At 66.7% G+C, this 18,914-nt stretch carries 26 protein-coding genes; 12 read left to right on the top strand and 14 right to left on the bottom strand.

Going from position 1 to position 18,914, the window contains the following annotated elements:
* Positions 1-86 precede the first annotated feature (86 nt).
* Together JOF56_RS40695 and JOF56_RS40690 are read left to right on the top strand one after the other, a co-directional pair.
* Complete coding sequence (locus JOF56_RS40695) at positions 87-287, top strand: ATP-binding protein (protein WP_281065558.1); 201 nt, start codon at positions 87-89, stop codon at positions 285-287.
* A 146-nt stretch (positions 288-433) separates the two neighbouring features.
* Positions 434-652 (top strand): hypothetical protein, encoded by a 219-nt coding sequence (locus JOF56_RS40690; RefSeq protein WP_209644913.1) that lies wholly within the window; start codon positions 434-436, stop codon positions 650-652.
* Between the two features lie 202 nt (positions 653-854).
* Here the strand turns inward: JOF56_RS40690 and JOF56_RS40685 are convergent, their stop codons facing one another.
* A complete protein-coding gene (locus tag JOF56_RS40685) occupies positions 855-1,151 on the bottom strand; it encodes a hypothetical protein (protein WP_209644911.1) in 297 nt (98 codons plus the stop codon).
* A gap of 736 nt (positions 1,152-1,887) precedes the next feature.
* On the opposite strand from JOF56_RS40685, the gene JOF56_RS40680 reads away from it, so the two are divergent.
* From JOF56_RS40680 to JOF56_RS40670, 3 genes are all read left to right on the top strand, one after another.
* Entirely contained in the window at positions 1,888-3,066 is a 1,179-nt protein-coding gene (locus JOF56_RS40680) for a sensor histidine kinase (RefSeq protein ID WP_209644909.1), read from the top strand.
* A gap of 5 nt (positions 3,067-3,071) precedes the next feature.
* Entirely contained in the window at positions 3,072-3,743 is a 672-nt protein-coding gene (locus JOF56_RS40675; RefSeq protein ID WP_307855814.1) for a response regulator, read from the top strand.
* Positions 3,744-3,832: 89 nt separating this feature from the next.
* Positions 3,833-4,756 (top strand): CPBP family intramembrane glutamic endopeptidase, encoded by a 924-nt coding sequence (locus JOF56_RS40670; protein ID WP_209644894.1) that lies wholly within the window; start codon positions 3,833-3,835, stop codon positions 4,754-4,756.
* Between the two features lie 261 nt (positions 4,757-5,017).
* On the opposite strand, the gene JOF56_RS40665 is transcribed toward JOF56_RS40670, so the two are convergent.
* Together JOF56_RS40665 and JOF56_RS40660 are read right to left on the bottom strand one after the other, a co-directional pair.
* Positions 5,018-5,449, bottom strand: coding sequence for an MDR/zinc-dependent alcohol dehydrogenase-like family protein (locus JOF56_RS40665; RefSeq protein ID WP_245378579.1), 432 nt, complete (start codon positions 5,447-5,449; stop codon positions 5,018-5,020).
* 211 nt (positions 5,450-5,660) lie between these two features.
* Positions 5,661-6,095 carry a hypothetical protein gene (locus tag JOF56_RS40660; RefSeq protein ID WP_209644892.1) on the bottom strand — a complete coding sequence of 145 codons (435 nt, stop codon included), beginning with the start codon at positions 6,093-6,095 and terminating at the stop codon, positions 5,661-5,663.
* A 518-nt stretch (positions 6,096-6,613) separates the two neighbouring features.
* Here JOF56_RS40660 and JOF56_RS40655 point away from each other — a divergent pair.
* Entirely contained in the window at positions 6,614-7,579 is a 966-nt protein-coding gene (locus tag JOF56_RS40655; protein WP_209644890.1) for an ArsR/SmtB family transcription factor, read from the top strand.
* Positions 7,580-7,763: 184 nt separating this feature from the next.
* Here JOF56_RS40655 and JOF56_RS40650 read toward each other — a convergent pair whose 3' ends face one another.
* The gene (locus JOF56_RS40650; RefSeq protein ID WP_209644888.1) at positions 7,764-8,219 is read right to left on the bottom strand and encodes a peptidase inhibitor family I36 protein; all 456 of its coding nucleotides are present in this window, start codon (positions 8,217-8,219) and stop codon (positions 7,764-7,766) included.
* A gap of 210 nt (positions 8,220-8,429) precedes the next feature.
* Between JOF56_RS40650 and JOF56_RS40645 the strand changes: the two genes are divergently transcribed.
* Positions 8,430-9,287: an ArsR family transcriptional regulator gene (locus JOF56_RS40645; protein WP_209644886.1), complete on the top strand. Its 858-nt coding sequence runs from the start codon at positions 8,430-8,432 to the stop codon at positions 9,285-9,287.
* Complete coding sequence (locus tag JOF56_RS60870) at positions 9,233-9,430, top strand: ArsR/SmtB family transcription factor (RefSeq protein ID WP_209644884.1); 198 nt, start codon at positions 9,233-9,235, stop codon at positions 9,428-9,430. Before JOF56_RS40645 ends, JOF56_RS60870 begins: the two co-directional genes overlap by 55 nt.
* A 205-nt stretch (positions 9,431-9,635) precedes the next feature.
* On the opposite strand, the gene JOF56_RS40635 is transcribed toward JOF56_RS60870, so the two are convergent.
* Together JOF56_RS40635 and vanY-N are read right to left on the bottom strand one after the other, a co-directional pair.
* Entirely contained in the window at positions 9,636-10,271 is a 636-nt protein-coding gene (locus JOF56_RS40635) for a TetR/AcrR family transcriptional regulator (protein ID WP_209644883.1), read from the bottom strand.
* Between the two features lie 4 nt (positions 10,272-10,275).
* On the bottom strand, positions 10,276-10,842 hold the full coding sequence (gene vanY-N, locus JOF56_RS40630) for a D,D-peptidase/D,D-carboxypeptidase VanY-N (protein WP_209644882.1): 567 nt from the start codon (positions 10,840-10,842) through the stop codon (positions 10,276-10,278).
* A gap of 196 nt (positions 10,843-11,038) precedes the next feature.
* Between vanY-N and JOF56_RS40625 the strand changes: the two genes are divergently transcribed.
* Entirely contained in the window at positions 11,039-11,278 is a 240-nt protein-coding gene (locus tag JOF56_RS40625; protein WP_209644880.1) for a hypothetical protein, read from the top strand.
* A gap of 448 nt (positions 11,279-11,726) precedes the next feature.
* Complete coding sequence (locus tag JOF56_RS40620; protein ID WP_209644878.1) at positions 11,727-12,500, top strand: maleylpyruvate isomerase family mycothiol-dependent enzyme; 774 nt, start codon at positions 11,727-11,729, stop codon at positions 12,498-12,500.
* 75 nt (positions 12,501-12,575) lie between these two features.
* On the opposite strand, the gene JOF56_RS40615 is transcribed toward JOF56_RS40620, so the two are convergent.
* The 7 genes from JOF56_RS40615 to JOF56_RS40585 all read right to left on the bottom strand — a co-directional run bounded on the left by JOF56_RS40615 (position 12,576) and on the right by JOF56_RS40585 (position 16,950).
* On the bottom strand, positions 12,576-12,968 hold the full coding sequence (locus tag JOF56_RS40615; RefSeq protein ID WP_209644877.1) for a hypothetical protein: 393 nt from the start codon (positions 12,966-12,968) through the stop codon (positions 12,576-12,578).
* Positions 12,968-13,525, bottom strand: coding sequence for a MarR family winged helix-turn-helix transcriptional regulator (locus tag JOF56_RS40610; protein ID WP_209644875.1), 558 nt, complete (start codon positions 13,523-13,525; stop codon positions 12,968-12,970). The genes JOF56_RS40615 and JOF56_RS40610 overlap by 1 nt, the downstream gene beginning before the upstream one ends.
* A gap of 88 nt (positions 13,526-13,613) precedes the next feature.
* A complete protein-coding gene (locus JOF56_RS40605) occupies positions 13,614-13,751 on the bottom strand; it encodes a hypothetical protein (protein ID WP_209644873.1) in 138 nt (45 codons plus the stop codon).
* Positions 13,752-13,819: 68 nt separating this feature from the next.
* Positions 13,820-14,737, bottom strand: a complete 918-nt coding sequence (locus JOF56_RS40600; RefSeq protein ID WP_209644871.1) for an alpha/beta hydrolase fold domain-containing protein — start codon at positions 14,735-14,737, stop codon at positions 13,820-13,822.
* A 12-nt stretch (positions 14,738-14,749) separates the two neighbouring features.
* Positions 14,750-15,322, bottom strand: coding sequence for a TetR/AcrR family transcriptional regulator (locus tag JOF56_RS40595; RefSeq protein WP_209644870.1), 573 nt, complete (start codon positions 15,320-15,322; stop codon positions 14,750-14,752).
* Positions 15,323-15,424: 102 nt separating this feature from the next.
* On the bottom strand, positions 15,425-15,961 hold the full coding sequence (locus JOF56_RS40590; RefSeq protein WP_209644868.1) for a tyrosine-type recombinase/integrase: 537 nt from the start codon (positions 15,959-15,961) through the stop codon (positions 15,425-15,427).
* 518 nt (positions 15,962-16,479) lie between these two features.
* Positions 16,480-16,950, bottom strand: coding sequence for a nitroreductase/quinone reductase family protein (locus JOF56_RS40585; RefSeq protein ID WP_209644866.1), 471 nt, complete (start codon positions 16,948-16,950; stop codon positions 16,480-16,482).
* Positions 16,951-17,032: 82 nt separating this feature from the next.
* Between JOF56_RS40585 and JOF56_RS40580 the strand changes: the two genes are divergently transcribed.
* Positions 17,033-17,650 (top strand): TetR family transcriptional regulator, encoded by a 618-nt coding sequence (locus JOF56_RS40580; protein WP_209644864.1) that lies wholly within the window; start codon positions 17,033-17,035, stop codon positions 17,648-17,650.
* A gap of 184 nt (positions 17,651-17,834) precedes the next feature.
* Here the strand turns inward: JOF56_RS40580 and JOF56_RS40575 are convergent, their stop codons facing one another.
* Entirely contained in the window at positions 17,835-18,692 is an 858-nt protein-coding gene (locus JOF56_RS40575) for a TIGR03619 family F420-dependent LLM class oxidoreductase (RefSeq protein WP_209644862.1), read from the bottom strand.
* A 79-nt stretch (positions 18,693-18,771) separates the two neighbouring features.
* On the opposite strand from JOF56_RS40575, the gene JOF56_RS40570 reads away from it, so the two are divergent.
* Positions 18,772-18,912, top strand: a complete 141-nt coding sequence (locus tag JOF56_RS40570) for a hypothetical protein (RefSeq protein ID WP_209644860.1) — start codon at positions 18,772-18,774, stop codon at positions 18,910-18,912.
* Positions 18,913-18,914: the final 2 nt, after the last annotated feature.

The raw sequence follows: 18,914 nt of genomic DNA, 5'->3' as shown, positions 1-18,914 counted from the left end.
CGCGGACGCGATCGCCTACCTCGCGGTCGGGCCCTCCCCATTCGTGTAGTGCACCGTTCTCGATGTGGACGGGGGCGACGAGCAGTTTGACCAGGTCGACGACAAAACCCAACGTCGACGCCACCGTCGTCCACACCCTCGCCGCCTGCGACTGGGTCGAGAAAGGACTGCCGCTCTGCCTGATCGGCGACTCCGGCATCGGCGAGTCACATCTGCTCATCGCACTGGGCACCCTGGCCGCCAAGCTGGTCAACGAGCTCATCGAAGCTGCCTGTGGTGGCCCGTAGGGGGCACACGCGGGCCCATAGCGGTCTCCGATTGGGCTCCGTTGCTCACGGAGCACTCGATACGCCGCAACACTAACGCTCGCCAAAAATGCTGCCCGACCTGCACAGATCAACTACCCTGACCTAGGCGAACATGGAGCTGCCACGTGACATCTCGGTGGCCGACTACGAGCGACAGCCGCCTGCCCCACATCGACATGACGACCGTTTGCCAAAACACCACGGGCCTGGTCGAACACGCGGTCCGCGTAACCATCGCCCGGCTAAAATGCACCGCCCGGCCCGCAGAGACGGTCCTCGATCCGAAACTGGTGATCCGCGGCACGACCGACCCACAGCCTCACCGAGTCGAGCTGTCGACGTGAACTCTTGCCCGGCTCCGCCGATACGGCTGTCCCGAGCGGTGTTCCTTATTGACGACCGGCGGTTCGCGACCGGCCGTCACTGCGGTGCGACGAAGCGGGCACCTCGACGTCGTTCATGTCACGTACGTCGCACGAGCCCTCGCAGATGTTCGGCGTACGCCCGCGCGGATGAGTTCATCCGCGCGGGCGTACCAAAACTGCCTTAGCAGTGCGCAGCTATTGCCCTGGCGAGATTGGTGGCCGTCTGCCTGACCTGGCCACCCAGGTTGTTGCGGACCCACAGCATCTCGTTGTAGAGGAATCCCGCGTCATCCGAACCGGTCGGTCGCCCGATTGCGCCGAGAAGTGCCCTCGCGTCCCGCTTGGCGTTGCTGCAGACCGACATGACTCCGGCCGAGGGCGCGTTCGCCGACGCGGCCAGCGCGGCGGGTGCGAGCACCGCACCCGACAGGGTCAAGCAAAGCGCCGCGCCCGCCACGAACAAGGCACTTTTTCCCATGTGAACCTCCAGTTTTCGAACAGTATTGTCATCTAACTTCCGCTGGCGCGACGGCGCGGAGAATGCTGAACTACTTCTCGGGTGCCCCGTTGCCAGCGAAACCCTTGGTTGACGCAGGAAAGAGAGGGAGCACGTCATCAGCGGGCTTATGTGCTGCGTCGAGTGCGTCATCGGTGGTCGTCGTGCGCCAGGAGTGCTGTCAGGCCAAGCGCGACGACTCCCAAGACCACCCGACAGCGACTGACATTGAGACCGGGGTCGTGCCGGTGTTGGCCGCAGCGGCCAGAGTCAGCAGAGCCCACGCGAGCCCGTGGGCAACCCGCGAGGTGCCGCGTCTTCAGCAATCGTGCCGGTGGTTTCGGGTGGGCGGTTGCCGCTGACCATGCCTCGTTCCTTCCTAGGCCTGCGGGCAGTCTGGCCGCTGTCCGACAAGATCCACCTTGGCAGGCCGTGGGCAGCTGGCACATCGGCAAAAAGGCGAAAGCCGGTCGTCTCCTACTTTTGGTGCAAACGGGGCCGGTGGCGGCGGGTGGCGTACCGCCGTGATCGATCATGGGCAGGTCACCGCCCGCCGGACCGTGGCGTCGGCTGCTCGCGAGGACGGCAGGGAGCGTGGGCAGATACTGTTCGTCAGCGATCCGTGGAGGCCGACATGGTTCCCGTTACCTCGCCATCACATAGGTCCTGGCCTCCGCGTCTGGTTGCCGCGTTTGGCAGTGGTGTGGCGGCGATCGGCATGCTGCTGTTTCTGCCCAGCGCGGCCGAGGCCGACCCCGACCTCGGGCCGGTGCCCAGCCCTGGTGGAGCCGCATGGTGGGCCGTCATGACGGTGCTGCTGGTGCAGGCCGTGATGGTCGCCTGGGCCGGTAGGGCCCCCGCGGTGGTGTTGCCCGGGGTGACCGCCGTGGCGTTGGTGCTGGTTCCAGTGGCACCGGGATCGGCGTTCACGCTCACCGCCATCGCTGTGCTGGTGTCGGTGTTCGTCGCCGTCACAGCCCGTCCGGCGCGGCCGTTGTGGGCGCCTTTGCTTGCCGCGGCGGGGTTACTACTCACCGGACAGTTCGTTACCGCGGGTGCCCGCGGCGCGTCCGGGGTGGGCGCGGCCGGGATGAGTGCGGCGTTGCAGGCCTTGCTGGTGATCGGGCTGCCGCTGCTGGTTGGTTCGGTGCTTGCGGCGCGGCGGGACGCGCATGAGGCGCGTCGGCTGGAGCTGGCGGCTCTGCGCCGGGAGCAGGATGCGCTCCTGCAGGCGGCGATCTCGCGGCAGCGCACGGCGTTGTCGCGGGAGCTCCACGACATCGCCGCCCATCACCTGTCCGGTATCGCGATGCTGGCCGCGGTGGTTGCCCGGCAGATCGACACCAGTCCCGCCACGGCCAGGCACTCGGTGGCCCAGATCCGGGAGCAGAGCCGTGCCGTGCTCGCCGACCTGCGACGGCTGGTCGGTCTGCTGCGTGAGGAGACCGATGGGGTCCGTCCGGTGGAGACCCTCGACGCGCTGGCCGGGCTCGTCGAGGCCCGGCGGGCGGCGGGCGCCGAGATCGAGCTGTGCATGCCGCCGTGCTGGGAGGAGCCGGGGCCGCTGGCCCAGTTGGTCGCCTACCGGATGGTGCAGGAGTCACTGGCCAACGCCGCGGCGCACGCACCGGGTGCGCCCTGCACGGTCGAGGTCGGCGCGCCACGCGAGGGGCGGCTCACGATCAGCGTGCGCAACGGCGTGCCCACCAGCCCCGACCCGGGTCCGGGTGGCGGGTTCGGCCTGGTGGGCATGGCCGAGCGGGCCCAGCTGGTCGGCGCCGATCTCGACCACGGCCCCACTCCGGAGGGTGGCTGGGAGGTGCGGCTGAGACTTCCGCTCGGGGAGACGGTCAGTACGATGTGCGCGCCCGCGAGCCTTCCGGAGGTCCCCCCTTGATCCGCGTGCTCATCGCCGATGACCAACCCCTGGTGCGCACCGGCTTGACGGCACTGCTGACCGCCGAGCCGGACATCGAGGTCGTCGGCGTCGCCTGTGACGGGGCGCGGGCACTGACCATGGCGCGTGAGCTGGTGCCCGACCTCGCCTGCCTCGATATCCGGATGCCCGGCCGCAGTGGCATCGACGTGGCGCGGGAGCTGTGCGCGCCACATGCCGACCCCCAGGTGCCGGTGCTCGTGCTCACGACCTTCGACCTCGACGACTACGTGTTCGGCGCGCTGGAGGCCGGGGCCTCCGGGTTTCTGCTCAAGGATTCCGAACCGGATGACATCGTGCACGCGGTCCGGCAGGTGGCCGCCGGACGGGGCACGATCGACCAGACGCTGACCCGGCGCATCCTGCGCGAGTTCGTGCACCGGCGCCGGCTGCAGCCGGTGGCCGGGCGACGGGTCGAGGAGCTGCTCACCCCGCGCGAGCACGACATCCTGTTGCTGCTCGCGGAGGGAATGTCCAACGACGACATCGCCCGTACTCTGGTCGTGGAGGTGTCGACGATCAAGTCGCACCTGGCCCGGATGCTGCCCAAGCTCGGCGTGACCTCCCGGCTCCAGGCCGTTGTGTGGGCCTACCAGAACCGCGTCGTCGCCGTACCCGGCCCGGAGCGCGTGCTCTGAGACCGGGATGTTGCATCTTTGGATGGCACCCGGGAGCTTCGGTCGTTTGCCGCTCGTGACGGACTTCGCGCGTGCGCAGGATTGCGGCCATGACGACTTCGAACCACACCCCGCCGCTCACCGACCCCGGTCCCCGGCCGCCGGATCCCCCTGGTGCCGGTGGCGTGCGCGGGGTGGTGCGCCGCCATCCGTTGCTGAGCTTCTTCCTGCTCGCCAACCTGTTGAGCTGGCTGGCCTGGATGCCCTACGTCCTTTCGCAGGACGGGCTCGGCTGGTGGGCCTACCGGCTCCCGGAGTTTCTCGGGAGCACCCAGCTGACCGGTGTGCTGCCCGGCGCCTATCTCGGCCCCATCACCTCGGCGCTGCTGGTCACCGCGATCGCCGACGGGCGGGCGGGGTTGCGGCGGTGGGTCAGCCGGATGTGGCGCTGGCGGGTTCGCTGGCACTGGTACGCCATCACCCTGCTCGGTGTGCCGGCGGCGATGCTGGTCACCGGGTTGGCGTTCTCCGGTGGGCAGATCGCCGCGCCCTCGATGATGGCGCTCGCCGCCTACGTGCCTGCCCTGTTGCTCCAGATGATGACTACCGGCCTTGCCGAGGAACCGGGCTGGCGGGATTTCGCGCTGCCGCGCATGCAGCGCAAGTTCGGCCCGCTGGCCGGAACGATGATCCTCGGTCCATTGTGGGCGGTCTGGCACCTGCCGTTGTTCCTGACCGAGTGGGGTGGCTGGCCGGACGCGGACTGGACCCGCCCGGTCGCGTTCGCGGTGTTCTGCGTCGCGTTCAACGTGGTGATGACGTGGGTGTTCAATCGCACCGGGGAGAGCCTGCCGCTGGCGATGCTGCTGCACGTCAGTGCCAACAACTTCGCCTCGGTCATGTGGTCGGAGACGTTCCCCGGCATCGACACTGACAAGGCGATGCAGGCCATGGCCGCAGGCGCGGCCGTCACCGCGGTACTGGTCCTGATCGGCACCCGCGGACGGCTCGGCTACCGCCAGCCAGCGGAATAACCACCCGGGATGTCCGGTTCGGTCTTCGCTCGCGGCCCCTGCGGCGTGAGTGAGACATGGTCCGCCGCCCACGACGCGACGGGTGTGAGTACTGCCCGGCGACACGGAAACTCCGCTCGATGCCGCGGATCCGTTTGCGGTAGCCATTGCGCGGCCCGGTACCAGTCCGGATCCGGCCAGAAGTCCATGGCGAGCCTGGGTTTTGTTGTGCACATCCGTCTGTTGTGGACGGTTGACGGGCGTCGGGCGGCCGGGCGCTCCTCATGCCACCTTGATGATCACCTTGCCTGAGGTGTGGCCGTTCTCGACGGTGGCGAGGGCAGCCGGGGCGTCGGAGAGCGGGTGGACCGCGGTGATCACGGGGGGCGAGGAGTCCGCCGAGGGCCAGCCGGGCGGATCGCTCCAGGTTCTCGCGGACGAGGCAGCGCTCGACGAAACGCCCACCGAGATCGGGCACCGCATCTCACCCACGGCGATGACGTTACGGGGATCCCGGGCCAGCGGAGCGACCGTCCGCAGCGAGGTGCCGCCGACCAGGTCGACGATCCCGTCGAAGCCGTCGGCGGGTGTTGGTGGCCAGTTGGAACTCCCCGCCGGCGGCCAGTTGGCGGGGAGTTGTCTGGCCGCGCGCCCGGTTACGTAGCGTGGCCCTCGACAGACGTGGCCGTAGCCCGTGGAGAGCTGACCGCCCATCGGCTGGAGTGGCTTCGATCTGTCGTTTGATAAGACCGAGGGACCACCATGTCGCCAGTCGTGGGACCACCGACACCAGCGCAGACGTGAAACGGGTTATTACGCGGTTCGTTGGGCCGCTGCCGCGTTCCTGAACTACCGCTCGGCGGCATGAGCGGACATCTGGTGGAGACCTCCGGAGCGCGCCGCGTTCCTGCCCCTTGCCCGTGCGTCACCGCATGTACACCACCGGTTGGCGGCACCAGTCCGGCCCCCACGCCGACTCGCACACCGTGATGTACCTGTACGCCCCCTTCGAGCTGATGTTGTGGGTCGTGCAGCCCTTGGTGTTGTCGTAGAGGACATCGGCGTCCAGGTCGTTGCGGTGCCTCAGGTACGCGTAGACCGCGCGATCGTCGTTTTCTTTGTCGCAGACCTTCACCGTCTTTTTCTCAAAGTTGAAGTATGCCCAGTCGTCGCCCTGGAAGACGGTGGCGTGCTTCCCCTCGAGAACGTCCCTCTTGACGGTCGGTGCCTCTGATGCAGCCGGTCCGGTCGACGACGTCTCAGCAGGCGATGCCTGGGCGGCAGACATCGTCATCAGCCCTACCCCGGCCGTGCTGAGCGTGACGGCGGCGAGCATCGCGGCGGCTTTTGACTTTTTCATGTGCGCCTTCCCCTGTGAGAGTGATTTACGTTGCCGGGGAAGCTAAAAGCACAAGCCGGGGCCGGTCCACCAGTTTCGGAGCTGGCCGAAACTAGGTCTGGCTCCAGGTGCACGGGGTGCTTGACGACCGCGGTTCGGTCGCGGGCCAGCGCAGGCCCACACCAGGTCGAGCGCCCGCCATACGGACCTCGCCACCGTCCACGAGGCCACTGATAGAGAGCCAGCCGCCTCAGCGGCACCCCCGCTGTGTCGCGGCGTCACTGCGTGGACGCTATAGGTATAGAACAATGCATCGGGGACCGCGACCACATGAGCGCGTATTGGGTCAGGCATGGTCTTTCCTCGTCCAACACCCGTGTCTGGAAAACGGTTTCAGCATCCGCCTCGCCCACACCGCTTGAGAATTGCAGTTCTCACCACTATGGTCCCAGAAAAGGGGCAGTAATGCTCCGGCTCGTCAGAACGGCCGGGGCATGCATTGGTCGCAGAAACGCCGTGGCGGACAATAGGGGGAAGCCGTGCTGCGTATCCATTTCAGCGCCGGAGACTTGGCCCGCACCAGGGTCGCCGAGGACCCGGATCCATTGTGGGAAACCGTCTTGAGCCTGCACCAACTCCGCGAGACGAGGCGGGAACCGGTGCTCAACGAGTGGCGGCGCCGCAGGTGCGCGCGCGGTGCCCGCGTGCTGCGGATGCTGTCACCGCTGATGCCATCGCGCGGCTACTTCCCGGACTTCCTCACTCCCGCCGAGGCGTCGGGCGGGCTGGAGTGCGGGATCGACGCTGTGCTCGCCACTCCGCGTCGCCAACTGCGCACCGAACTCGGGCTGCTGTCGACCCACAATCGGTTGCCTCCCTGGGCCCGGCAACTGGCCGACGGCGAAGTGAGCATCCTGCACCGCTTGGGGCGGGCCCTGCGCGAATACCACGCTTCCGTCCTTGAGCCCGCCTGGCCGGACATCGCCTCCCGTATCGAGTGCGACCGGCGGCACCGGACCGAAACCCAGAGCCGCCTCGGCACCGAAGAGATGCTGCGTACTTACGCGCCCGTGCTGCGCTGGCAGTCCCCGGTCCTGTCCGCCGATTACCCCGTCGAACGAGACGTGCACCTGGAGGGGCGCGGACTGCTGCTCGTGCCTTCGTACTTCTGCCGCGACACGCCGGTGGCCCTTCTGGACGAGGACCTGTGGCCGGTCTTGGTCTACCCCGCCCGACTGCCCCGTCACGAGGCTCCCGCTGCACCGGGTGCCAGGCTGGCGCCGCTACTCGGCCACTCCCGGGCGGCAGTCCTGCAGGCACTCCTAGAGCCCCGTACCACCAGCGAGTTGGCACGCTGTGCAGGAGTGTCCCTGTCCTCCGCGAGCGAGCACGCCTCCGTGCTGCGCCGCGCCGGACTCATAGCCAGCACCAGGGAACGTCACCGCATGCACCACACGCTCACCCAACTTGGGAGCCATCTGCTCACCGGGCCGGTAATGGGCTGAGTTGGCGTCATACGCCTCTCGGCAGAAGAGTGCATCTTGATACGTAGCATGATCGACCTTCGGCGCACTCCGCTTCGAGACGGTTGATGTGATCCTGTAACCGCCGGGCTTGTGACGACTGCTCCACTGATCGCCACCCGCCGCGACCGGAGGTGCCAGCTCGCGGCGGGTGCAGTCACGGATGTCAGGGACCACAGGTGTTGGGGACCCAGTTGCCCCACTGGTGCGACCGTAGGAAGGTCCCGCCATCGAGTACGTTCCATGACGTTCCCTGCGGGGCGCAGTAAGCCAAGTCGTTGTGGTTGACGCTCAGGTACAGTTTGACGCCACGGAAACTGGTGTTGGTCCCACGGTTCCAGTAGGACTGCACACGCGATGTACCGGCCCACGAACACCTGACGGATCCACCAAGCCAGTCCGAATCCGCGTTTGTCCAGGCACAGCGGGAACCGGTCCCGTCCAGGCCAGTCCACGCACAGAAGTCACCGACACTGCACTCCCACGCCGCCGGCGCGACAACCTGAGTCGCGACGACCTGGACCGCGGCAGGCGGCTTCGAGTCTGCCGATGCGGTCCCCGCCGCCAGGACGAACGACCCCAGCAGCATGAGCACGGCAGCCATGAGTCTCTTCATTCGCATTGTTGCTCCTCCCCACAAGATTTGATGCGAACCTGGGCATCAGGATTCTTCACATGCCGACGCTGCCGGACATGCCCTTTGCGCACCAGCGAAAAAGTGCTGGTCTCGGCCCTGTTCCTCGATGTGGCAAACGAAAACACACGCCGGCCCGGAACGGCCGATTGCGCCACTGCGATGTCAGCAGCGGGAGAGCAGGTGCAAGGGGGCGCAGTGCTGCGAATTCACTTCAGCGCCGAGGATCTACGGCGCACATGTGTGGCCAGGTCGGCGGATCCGCTCTGGGAGATGGTGTTCAGCCGGCTCAGGCTGCGCGAGCGAGACAAAGCCCTGGTGTTCCTGCCGTGGGCACGACGGGTCCGGCACGACATCGCAGACCCGGCCATTGCATCCGGCTTACGAGTTCTCACGGTGCTCAGCCCGCTGGGTCCCTACTTCCCGGACTTCCTCACACCACCCGAGGGTGCGCTCGGACTCGTACCGGCCGTCGAGGCGATCCGCGCCACTCCATCCGGCAGGATCCGGCACGAACTTCACCTCCTGTCGCAGACCGCGCGTCTGCCCAGTTGGACTCGGTCTCTGGCCGAGGGGGATCGGGAGTTGTTGGGGGACATAGGACACTCGTTGATCGACTACTACCGGAACGCGATCGAGCCCTACACCGACACCATCGAGGCGGCTGTCGACATGGACTGCGCCTACCGGGCCAGAACAATGCTTGACAGCGGGGTGGACGGGCTACTGCACGGCATGCGACCGCTGATGCAGTGGCAGCCGCCTGTGCTCAAGGTCCAGTACGACGTCCACCGCGACCTGCACCTGCGCGGCCGTGGCCTGCGATTTGTGCCGTCCTACTTCTGTCGGCGAGTGCCCGTAGCGTTGGCCGACCCCGATCTGCCACCGACCCTGGTTTATCCGGTCAACCACGACTATGCGGGCAAGCGCCAGGTCGACGCTACAGTAACTGCATTCCCGGGAGGGCTCTATCAGCGCTGCTGGGAGGTACGCGCTTCGCTGTGCTCGCCGCGATCCGAGAAGGCGCGACGACCACTGAGCTCGCCAAGCGGCTAGGTGTCGCACCGTCGTCTGTCAGCCGTCATACCAATGTGTTGCGGGAAGCCGGAATCATCGCCACGTATCGGCAAGGAAGCTCAGTCCTGCACAGCGCGACGTCGCTGGGCATCGCGCTCCTGCGAGCAAATCGCCGCACCTGAGATCAACGACGTGATCCAAGAACGAGCTGCTTATCGATCACTTCGCGGCACGCGATCAGTGGCATGTGCGGATGTTGAGCGGACATGATCAATTCGAGCGCTCGATCAGCGGCATGTGCGGACGTTGTAGGTGATCAACAGCGGCATCACGAGCACTGATGGGGTGCTGCGAGGTCACGACGAAGTCTGTGGTCCTTTGCTCGCACTACCGCACGTTCGTCGTTGTTCTGCGGAGTTTGCTGCGCAGTGCGCGGCGTGCGACCGGCCCGAGGTCGTCTACCACCTCGATGAGTGCGGCCAGCCGGTCGAGTGCGTCCAGGGCAGCGTGGGCCCCGTCCGGGTCGACGCCCTCGTAAAGTTCCAGTCCGACGAACCCGGCACTCGCCGCACGTGCGAGGCCCGCCGTGTCGATCACCTCGGCCACCGGGGAGTCGGCCAACAACCTCGTCAGGGCGTGCTCGACCGGGTTGATCCACAGCTGCAGGGCCGCCGCGGTGGCTTCGGCGAGCTTGGGGTCGGCTTGGGCGCTGGCAAGCATCTGGGCCAGCACGGTGACGTTGCCCTCGGCGCGTTCCTCGGTGTGCAGGGTACGGCCGAGCGCGAGCAACTGCCGCAGGTCGGTGATCTGGTCGAGGCGTTCGACAAACGGTGCGACCCTGGCCTGGGTCGCGGCGAGGCACGCGGCCTGGAGCAGGTCATGGACGGTGCCGGAGTGGTAGAAGACCAGCGCCTGGTTGACCCCGGCGGTGGCCGCGATACTCCGCGCTGAGGTGCCGGTGAAGCCGTGTGTGCGGATCGTCTCGATCGCGCCGTCGATCAGGCGTTGTCGGGTGTCGGCCACGGCATCACCGTAGAGGCTCCTGGTGGTCGGCGAGCACCGCGCCGGGATGAGGCAGGCGCTGCGGCGGGCCGTCGGGCCGATACTCGAAATGCCACCACTCGTTGTCGTACACCCGGTAGAGGTGATATCGCGGCCCGTGGTTCTCCAGCCAGCGCGCGCCCTCGGCTGGCCGCACGTCAAGTGCGGTCCCCGTGACGTGCCGGGACTCGTGTGGCGGCAGCGCCCGCAACCTGGCCGCCGCTGGTGATCCGCTCCGGCGGACTTCCTCGGCGAACAGACGTTCCTGCTCCCCGGTGTTCCGGTATCCGGAGGTGAGCCCGATCAACTCACCGCCCCGCCACAACGCCTGGGTACGCGCTGCCGTGAACGCCGCACGGGTCGCCGGCGTCAGACCGGTGAGATCTTCGGCGGGGAAACGCGCCGCCAGAGCCCACTGACAGGCCGCATGCCGAGCTCGACGCGGCGCGATCACGAAGGCCACCGGTAACAGCGCCACTGCCAGCATCCGGGTGACCACCTTGTACCCGCGGTCACGAAGGCGACGGAGACGATTGGGAAGGACGGCGGTCATGACACCCCCACTCTCTCTTGAGCACTCGCTCAAATCCGAGGATAGTCCAGAGATTGAGCAGCCGCTCAAGAGGTGTCGCGCAGGCTCATAGACCTGCGATCAACGACATCACAACGTCATCGGCATGTGAGGACGTTCGCTGAATTCCACAAGTGCCAGTGTTGGCTACCTGTCTGATGGGGTGGAGGATGGAGCCATGGACGGAGACGATGCAAGCCCGTCCACGGCTGAGGACCTGCCGGACCGTCAACGCGAACGCGCCCGCCGGTCGCATCGCACCGAACCGGACGTCGTCGTGGAGATCGAGATCGTCGACGGTGAAGACGCCGCTCGCCTCGCCCGACAACAGACAAAAGCGATCTTGGACATCCTGACCTGGCAACAAGCACAGCCGTCTTCTGGCCGCCACGGAGACCCGCCGCGCACCGTCAATTAGAACGCGATCGACCAGTGGCCGCGACCACGAATCCGGCCTCCACAACCAACGTCCCTGTAGAAAACCGCTGGTTAGCCCAGTTCCCATCCTTTGGTGCTCCCGCCGGGGGCACTCACCTGATCAAGCATTTCCGCAGGTCAGGCCAGGTCCTCTCGTGAGGTCGACCTGAGCACAGAACACCAATCCCCAGGTCAGTCCAGGTCCGGTACGTGCCCTACGGGTGCTCCGGAGGGTTCGCGAGGTTGCCACAGGTGCCGGGTCAGCTGTAGCCGAGCACATCCTCATCACCCGCATATCAAGCATGAGCGCGCGTCGACCGCGACCGTCGACGCATCCGGTGGAGACATCTGGCCGCTCTGGAGATCGGCGGCGATGCGACCTGCGCTGGACGGGCCAGTGAGGCATTGATCAGGGGAACAGATGCGTCCGTTCGGAAGTTGGCCGTGGCATGAGCCAACTCGTAGACCGCACGATCACCGCACTCCGCTCTGAGCATGACACGCTTGCCGATCTCGTCCGCACCCTGACCGACGACCAGCTGGCCACCACGAGCGGCGCCGCGGAATGGACCGTCGCCCAGGCCCTTTCCCACCTTGGTAGCGGCGCGGAGATCGGCCGCGCGCCGATTGCCCGGGCGGCCGGAGAGACCGTGGCGGCCGAGGACAACCAGACGATCTGGGCACGGTGGGACGCGTCCGCGCCGCAAGCGCAGGCCGAGGGCTTCCTGGAGTACAACAGCCGCTGGCTCGACACCGTTGAGGCGCTCACGCCCGAGCAGCGCCCGTCGCTGACCGTCGATCTCGGCTTCCTGCCGGAGCCGGTTCCGTTGGTGACCGCCCTGGGCATGCGGCTCAACGAGGTGGCCAACCATTCGTGGGACGTGCGCGTGGCCTTCGACGCCCACGCCGGAGTGGACGCCGACTCGGCCGCGGTGCTCGTCGACCTGCTGACCGGGCCGGTGAGTTTCATGCTGGGTTTCCTCGCGAAGCCGGCCGAACTCGCCGGCCCGGTGTCCGTCGCGATCCCAGGCGCCGGTCTGGTGATCGACGACGCGGTCACCGTGGTCGACCACCTGGAGTCACCTTCCGCGACGTTCAACGGGCCGCCAGAAGCGTTTGTCCGGCTGATCAGCGGCCGTCTCAAGGCCCCTTACGACAGCGGCGTCACCATCGACGGCAGCATCACGCTCGACGATCTGCGTCGCGTTTTCGCCGGCTTCTGACGGAATTATTCCTCGTCGATGTGGTTGTCGCAGCGAGCGCTCTATGCGGCAGAAGAGGATGTGTCACCAACTTGATCAGGATGCGGACTCTGCTTGTGCGGCTGCCGCCATGATCGGGTGCCAGCGTGTGGCATCGAAGATCAGAGTGATGGACTCGATCCGGCCGTCCCGCAGCCGGAAGTGTTCGGCGGTGCGCTGGATACCCACCGGCGTGGCGGTGTGCACGTCATAGACGAGCGTGGCCTCCGACTCGCCGTACAACTCGCTGATCATCTCCACGCCGGTGACCACCTGGAGGAACCCGGTGAGCCCGGCCAAGTGGCCGTTGGCGTCGCCAGAGCTGATCAGCGGGCTCTGGAAGGTGAACGTGCCGGCGAGTCGGACAGCCGCGGCGGCTACGTCCCCGGCGAACCTCGCCTGGTGATAGGCCTGGACGGCCTCCCGAGTCCGGGTTGTCGCGCTGGTCATCATGTCTGTTCCTCCACATAGCGGGCCAACTGGTGCTGGTTTTCCACAACACGCAGGCACAGGTGCCGCAGCAGGGTCGTCTCTGCGGGGGTGAACCCACGGAAGACGGCCGCCATGGCCGCCTGGGTGGGCCGTCGGAACTCCTCGAGCCACGTCCGCCCGGACGGTGTGATCCGGGCGAGCACGGAACGCCGGTCCTGTGGGTCGGGGACCCGTACGGCGAGCCCCCCTCGTTCCAGGGTGTCAACCAGGCCGGTCACATTCCTCGAGCTCACCCCGGCGGAGCCGGCCAGGTCCTTGATACTGATTCCGTCCTCGGTCCCACTGAGGCGAATCAGGATGTCCAGCGCGCCCGGACTGAGCCCACGACTGTCCGTCCCCCGAGACCGCAGCCGTTCCAGGCCCCGGGCGGCTGCACGGATGGCCGCGGCCGCCTCCAGCACGCCGGTGTCATCGCCGAGGGCGAACTGGGCAAGCGCGTTCCTGACCCGCGGGTCGAACAGGAGGTCGTCCGGATCCCGACCGAACTCCTCCGCATCGTTGTCTACGTGCTTCATAATGAAGCATGACTTTAGTACGTACTTCTCTATCTGTCATTAGAGCAGTGATGCGGACGTTCAACGTGCACGACGCGAGTGGCCAGTCTCACGCGCGGCTGACGGTGAACTGCGGCACGTAGTGCCCTGGAGTCTCGACGGCGTCCCCGTCGGCGACAGCCCGAAGCAGGCGCGGACCTTTGACGGACGCCGAACACACGCTCGTCGGCAGAAGAGTGCGTTCCATAACCAGCGTAGAACCATGGAAGCATCTGCTGATCGGCGGACCGGTTGCCTGGCCGGGCCGGTGGCCACCTACGGCTGGATGCTTGTCTCGGCTGGCTCGGTGATGAAGGTGGTGATCTGATCGAGGGCGCGGGATGCCTCCGGCAGCGGGAACAACGGCCAGACGTGGAGCATGCCTGGGTACTCGTGCCAGATCAGCGGGATGCCTGACTCGGCTGCAAGCTGCTTCAGCCGATGGGCGTCGGCGTTGAGGATGTCTCGGGTGCCGGTGAAGATCGCGATCGGTGCCAGGCCGTCCAGCGATCCGAACAACGGACTGACCACCGGGTCGCTCAGGTCGTAGTCTCCGGCGTACATGCGACCCAGTTCTCGTGCACCGCGGGCGGGCGAGATCGGGTCCTTGCGGTCCAGCGCGTCGGTGGCGGGATCGGTGAAGCCGACGTCCAGGCAGGGCGAAATCAAAACGAGCCGGTCGGGCTGGGGAAGTCCTTGCGCCCTGGCTTGCATCACCAAGGAGAGGGCCAGATTGCCACCGGTCGAGTCGCCCATCACGGTCAGGCCGCCCACGCTCGCCTCGGCTACGAGCTTGGCGTAGAGCGGCAGCAGCATGGCGAACATCTCGCGGGCATGATGCTCGGGCGCCAACGGGAACATCGGCACGGTGACCGAGCAGTCCAGCCGCTCGGCCAGTTTTCCCACCATGCCCCAGTGCGGGTCGGAGATCGACAGCACCCAGCCGCCGCCGTGGAGGTAGAGCACTCGCCGACGGACATGGCCGCTGCGGGGACCGACGACGTGGACCCGGCGGCCGGCGAACTCGGTTTCCCGCACCGAGAAACGCGCCATGAACTTCGCAGATGGTGTGGCTGGGCCCTTCGTGCGATCGGAGGCGACGGACCGGCCGATCCGTTCGGCGCCGTCGAACGTGTTGCGCACACGACCCATCCTGACCAAGACCGACAGCAGATGCGCTCTCACACTGGGCATACCGACAGCTCCTCAGTCATGCTCGAAACGGCGGGTCAACAACGGAACAAGCAGGTCATCCACCAGACCGGCCAGGTAGTCGTCGTCCAGGGGCTCGCCCAGCAGCATTCGTCGCAGGAGCTGTCCCTCGGCTACCTGGTGCGCCAAGTGCGAGGTGGTGCCGGCAGGCAGTTCGCCACGCCCCACAGCCCGGTCGACGATCGTCTTGAGCGGGGACAGCTCCTCGTCAGCCACGTGCGCCCGCAGGAGATCGGCCAGTTCCGGTTCGACTCGCATGGCATGCAGCAAGCCGGTCATCATGACCGCGTACCGGTCATCCACCCGCGCGCCGGACGCCTGCAGCGCCGTCAGTAGGTCACCGCGCAGTGTGCCGGTGTCCGGCGCGTCGGCCGGACCGGTGTCATAGGCGTCCAAAGCTGCTCTGACCAGTTCGGGTTTGCCGCTCCACCGACGGTAGATCGTGGTCTTGCTGGCACAGGCCCGCGCGGCCACCGCATCCATGGTCAGCGCCGCGTACCCGACCTCGCCGAGCAACGCGATCGTCGCGTCCAGGATCGCCTGCTCCCGCTCGATACCGCGAACCATCGGACCTCCTCAAGGTACGATACAGTATCGTACATATCCTCCTATGAACACCCACCGTCGTCATCGCAATGTGGGCTCATCGGCAGGACAGTGCATCGGGTGTCAGGTTGCAGATGCCATGTATGCCGCGAGGATGTAGTTCGGGTATCGGTCAAGGTTCTTGCGTGCTCGGTCGTAGCGCATGGTCGTGCGCGGGTCGACATGCTGAGCCGCAATCTGCATGTCCCGCAGGTCGACGCCCGCGTCGAGCATGGTGGTCACGAAGGTATGGCGCAGCATGTGCGGATGCATCCGCGGATGCATCCGCGGCAGCCGCACCACCGACACCTCGGCCAGTCTGCGTAGCCGCCGGGTTGCGCAGTGCCGGTCCATCCGCACGCCTCGCCGGTTGAGCAGGATCGGGCCGTGATCGCGTTTGCCGACGGCCCGGTCGATCGCCCGCCCGACCGCCGCACATACTCCGCCGGCGAGTGCTCGAGCACTGTGTCGATGACGCAGGTGCGGTAGAAGCCGGTAACGACCGATATCCTGCGCGACACCGTGGAAGGCTTGAACCGCCGGACTTCCTGCATCCAGCGCACGTACAGCTCGATCTGCGCTCGCTCTGCTGCCAGCGGTGTGAGCTCGCGCTCCTGGCACCAGGCGAAGAAGATCCGCAGGTCCGATTCCGAATGCGTCCGCGAGACACCGGTGTAGCGGCCGAGGTATGCCAGGGCCGCCAGTCGCAACACCGTGTCGTTCAGGTCTGAGGGCTTCATGGCCTCTCAGGCTGGGCACGGACGCGCCGAACACCAACCCAGATGGCGGAGTGGGGACGGCGTTGTGCGCGTCTCCAACGACCGGACAGGCTTGCTGACATGACGGACACGGACCGGCTGCACGAGATGATCGACGACCTAGCCAAAGAGAACCGAGCCTGAATCCATTCGAGGTGACGGATTCAGTCACACCGCCCGTCGCGGCATGAGAGCGCGTTCACGGTGTGGTGTGTGAGTATGTGGCGAAGCTCGTCGAGGTGAGCGCGGAGGGGCACCCAGTGCTCGACGTCGCCTTCGGGCTGTTCGCCGTGGCGGGGTCGGGCTTGCGGTAGGTGCATCAGAGCCCGTTGGTGTTGGTGCGGGATGGCCGGTTCGGTGATCGACGTGGCCGGGGCGTGCCTATTCGGTCGGCGTGGCCTCGGCGAGTTCGAGTACGACTACGGGAATCGTCCGCTCGGTGTAGGTCGCATAGGTCGCGTAAGGCTTGTAGATCGCCACCGCTCGCTCCCACAAGCGGGCCCGCTCCGCGCCCTCGGCGACGCGCGGACGGACCCGCCGACGTTCGCCGCCGGGCAGCTCCACCTCGGTGGTCGCCATCGCCATCAGATTGTGGAACCACGCCGGATGTGCGTCCACGCCGCCTTTCGATGCGACGACGACCAGCCGTGGCGAGTCGTCGAGGTAGATCAAGGGGCTGATCCGGGCCTCGCCGGACTTGCGGCCGACATGGTGGAGCAGCAGCACGGGTGCGCCGCCGAAGAACGAGCCGCCCACCTTGCCGCCGGTTTTGTGGAACAGGAACGTGTTGAGCCGCGTCAGCTGTCGCTGCAGCTGCCAGTAACGAGACGTCGGCGGGGGAGGCTTTGGCATGACCAAAATACTGTCAAACAGTGACAACTGTCGTCAACTGACAAATGCCTGCCGATGACGTGATTGCCGTATGCTGGCCGGCATGGAGAAGCTTGGCCTGCGGGAACGGAAGAAGCAGCGGACGCGGGAGGCGCTGATCGACGCGGCCCAGGCGCTGTTCTGCACCCACGGCTTCGAGGCCACGACCATCGACCAGATCGCCGAATCGGTCGAAGTCTCATCGCGAACCTTCTTCCGGTACTTCACTTCGAAGGAGGACGTCGCGCTGGCCCTCGCGGACGAACAGATCACGGCGGTGCTCGAGGCGTTCGCCGCGCAACCGGCTGACCTGCCGGTGCTGACCGCGATGCAGACGGCCGCGGTCGAAGTCATGCGGACGTACGAGACCGACACGCGCTTCCATAGCCTGCAGAACGTGATCTCGGTCAACCCCGCGCTGACGGCCGCGCGTATCGAGCGGGCGACCACCCGGTTCGACGAGGTGGCACGCCTGATCGGCGCCCGAATGGGAGTCGACCCGGCCGCGGACCCCCGGCCCTACCTGGTGGCCTCGGTAGCGCTTTGCGCGGTACAGACGGCAGTCGTCGCTTGGCGAGCGGCCGGCCAACAAGCACCGGAATCCGAGCTGACCAGGCAAGCGTTCGACCTGCTGACCATCGGCCTCGACTACCCCGCGGGGCCGACGGCCACCGGTCACTAGTCAGCGGCGGCACCACGCTGTCGCCAGCCGCTGAGTTCCAGCTCCGTCCAGCATCGTCCGCTCATCAAGCATGACAGTGTGGGTCGAGCACGCCGCTGCAGGATCGACATCTCCGCACGTGGCCGGCTCCGGGTTCGGCTGGATCAGTACGTCAGACCGGGGGTTCGTGCGATCTGCCTGGTAGTCATCGAGTCAGGGCGAATCGCTCGGCGAACGCGGACATCTCATCGCGCTGCCGGTCGCGGTCGGCGGTGGTGGCGCTCACGACGATGCGTGTGACGCCCTGCTCGGCGAGTGCCTCGACTGCGTCGGTGGACATGTCGATGGATCCCCAACGGGTGTACTCCAGTGTGTCCGCGCTATTGCCTGCCTCGGTCGCGGTCGCCCTGGCAAGTTCGATCTGGATGCGGCGTTCGTCCGGGGCGAGCGCCCCGCCTGGGAAGTAGCCGTTGCCGCGTCGCCCGGCACGGCGCGCGGCTGCCCGGCTCGAACCGCCAACGTGGATCGGAAGGTGTGCGACCCCGTAGGGCTTCGGGAAGCTGTATAGACCGTCAAAACTGAAGAACTCCCCGTCGAAGCTGACGCCGTCTTCGCCACCTGCCCACAGCAGCCGCATCACGTCGATCGCCTCGTCGGCACGACGGCCGCGTGTGCTGAAGTCGACCCCCACCGCCTGAGCCTCGCCAGGCAGGGCGCCGACACCCACGGTCAGCAGCCGCATGCGTCCCTTGGACAGCACATCGATGGTCGCCAGGCGCTTGGCCAGGACCACCGGGTGGTGGTAAGGCAGGAGCAACACCGCGGTTCCAAGCAGGATGCGTTGCGTGGAAGCAGCGACGAAGTTCAGACAATCCAGCGGATCACCGTACGGCAGCGACGGAGGCAGCTCCATGGGCCCGATTTTCGCGCCGCGGTACAGCGCGATGTGTTCTGGCATGTACAACGACTCGAAGCCACAGTCCTCGGCGTGCTGCGCATAGGCCACGACTTTGTCGGGGTCGACGCCGAAATAGGGCGTGCTGTAACTGATCCCGAACTTCATTGTGATTGCTCCTGCCGACTGGTGACCGACGTGCTGTTGACCCGACGGGCCGCCGTGGCCACGCTAGCCCTTGACGTCGATGTCAAGGCAACGTTTGCGAATCGCCCACTCCGTGCCGTTGTCGATTCTCGGCGGCGACTTCAACATTGCCAGCACCAGCACGCTCTATCCGCACATCATCGACCATGGCGCGTGGCAGGAACCCGTTCGCGTGCACTGATC

Origin of the sequence: Kibdelosporangium banguiense (assembly GCF_017876405.1) — a bacterium.
Taxonomy (GTDB): Bacteria; Actinomycetota; Actinomycetes; order Mycobacteriales; family Pseudonocardiaceae; genus Kibdelosporangium; species Kibdelosporangium banguiense.
The sequence above is the reverse complement of the archived record's forward strand: the minus strand, read 5'-3'. Positions and strand labels throughout refer to the sequence as shown.

Coding starts and splice junctions, on each gene's coding strand:
- JOF56_RS40595 (WP_209644870.1), bottom strand. CDS start 15,322: ATGGTTCGCGGTATCGAGCGGGAGCAGGCGATCCTGGACGCGACGATC.
- JOF56_RS40665 (WP_245378579.1), bottom strand. CDS start 5,449: ATGGGCGGTCAGCTCTCCACGGGCTACGGCCACGTCTGTCGAGGGCCA.
- JOF56_RS40605 (WP_209644873.1), bottom strand. CDS start 13,751: ATGGAACGCACTCTTCTGCCGACGAGCGTGTGTTCGGCGTCCGTCAAA.
- JOF56_RS40625 (WP_209644880.1), top strand. CDS start 11,039: ATGGACGGAGACGATGCAAGCCCGTCCACGGCTGAGGACCTGCCGGAC.
- JOF56_RS40570 (WP_209644860.1), top strand. CDS start 18,772: ATGTCAAGGCAACGTTTGCGAATCGCCCACTCCGTGCCGTTGTCGATT.
- JOF56_RS40685 (WP_209644911.1), bottom strand. CDS start 1,151: ATGGGAAAAAGTGCCTTGTTCGTGGCGGGCGCGGCGCTTTGCTTGACC.
- JOF56_RS40620 (WP_209644878.1), top strand. CDS start 11,727: ATGAGCCAACTCGTAGACCGCACGATCACCGCACTCCGCTCTGAGCAT.
- JOF56_RS40600 (WP_209644871.1), bottom strand. CDS start 14,737: ATGCCCAGTGTGAGAGCGCATCTGCTGTCGGTCTTGGTCAGGATGGGT.
- JOF56_RS40580 (WP_209644864.1), top strand. CDS start 17,033: ATGGAGAAGCTTGGCCTGCGGGAACGGAAGAAGCAGCGGACGCGGGAG.
- vanY-N (WP_209644882.1), bottom strand. CDS start 10,842: ATGACCGCCGTCCTTCCCAATCGTCTCCGTCGCCTTCGTGACCGCGGG.
- JOF56_RS40575 (WP_209644862.1), bottom strand. CDS start 18,692: ATGAAGTTCGGGATCAGTTACAGCACGCCCTATTTCGGCGTCGACCCC.
- JOF56_RS40670 (WP_209644894.1), top strand. CDS start 3,833: ATGACGACTTCGAACCACACCCCGCCGCTCACCGACCCCGGTCCCCGG.
- JOF56_RS40650 (WP_209644888.1), bottom strand. CDS start 8,219: ATGCGAATGAAGAGACTCATGGCTGCCGTGCTCATGCTGCTGGGGTCG.
- JOF56_RS40585 (WP_209644866.1), bottom strand. CDS start 16,950: ATGCCAAAGCCTCCCCCGCCGACGTCTCGTTACTGGCAGCTGCAGCGA.
- JOF56_RS40680 (WP_209644909.1), top strand. CDS start 1,888: ATGCTGCTGTTTCTGCCCAGCGCGGCCGAGGCCGACCCCGACCTCGGG.
- JOF56_RS40660 (WP_209644892.1), bottom strand. CDS start 6,095: ATGAAAAAGTCAAAAGCCGCCGCGATGCTCGCCGCCGTCACGCTCAGC.
- JOF56_RS40615 (WP_209644877.1), bottom strand. CDS start 12,968: ATGACCAGCGCGACAACCCGGACTCGGGAGGCCGTCCAGGCCTATCAC.
- JOF56_RS40610 (WP_209644875.1), bottom strand. CDS start 13,525: ATGAAGCACGTAGACAACGATGCGGAGGAGTTCGGTCGGGATCCGGAC.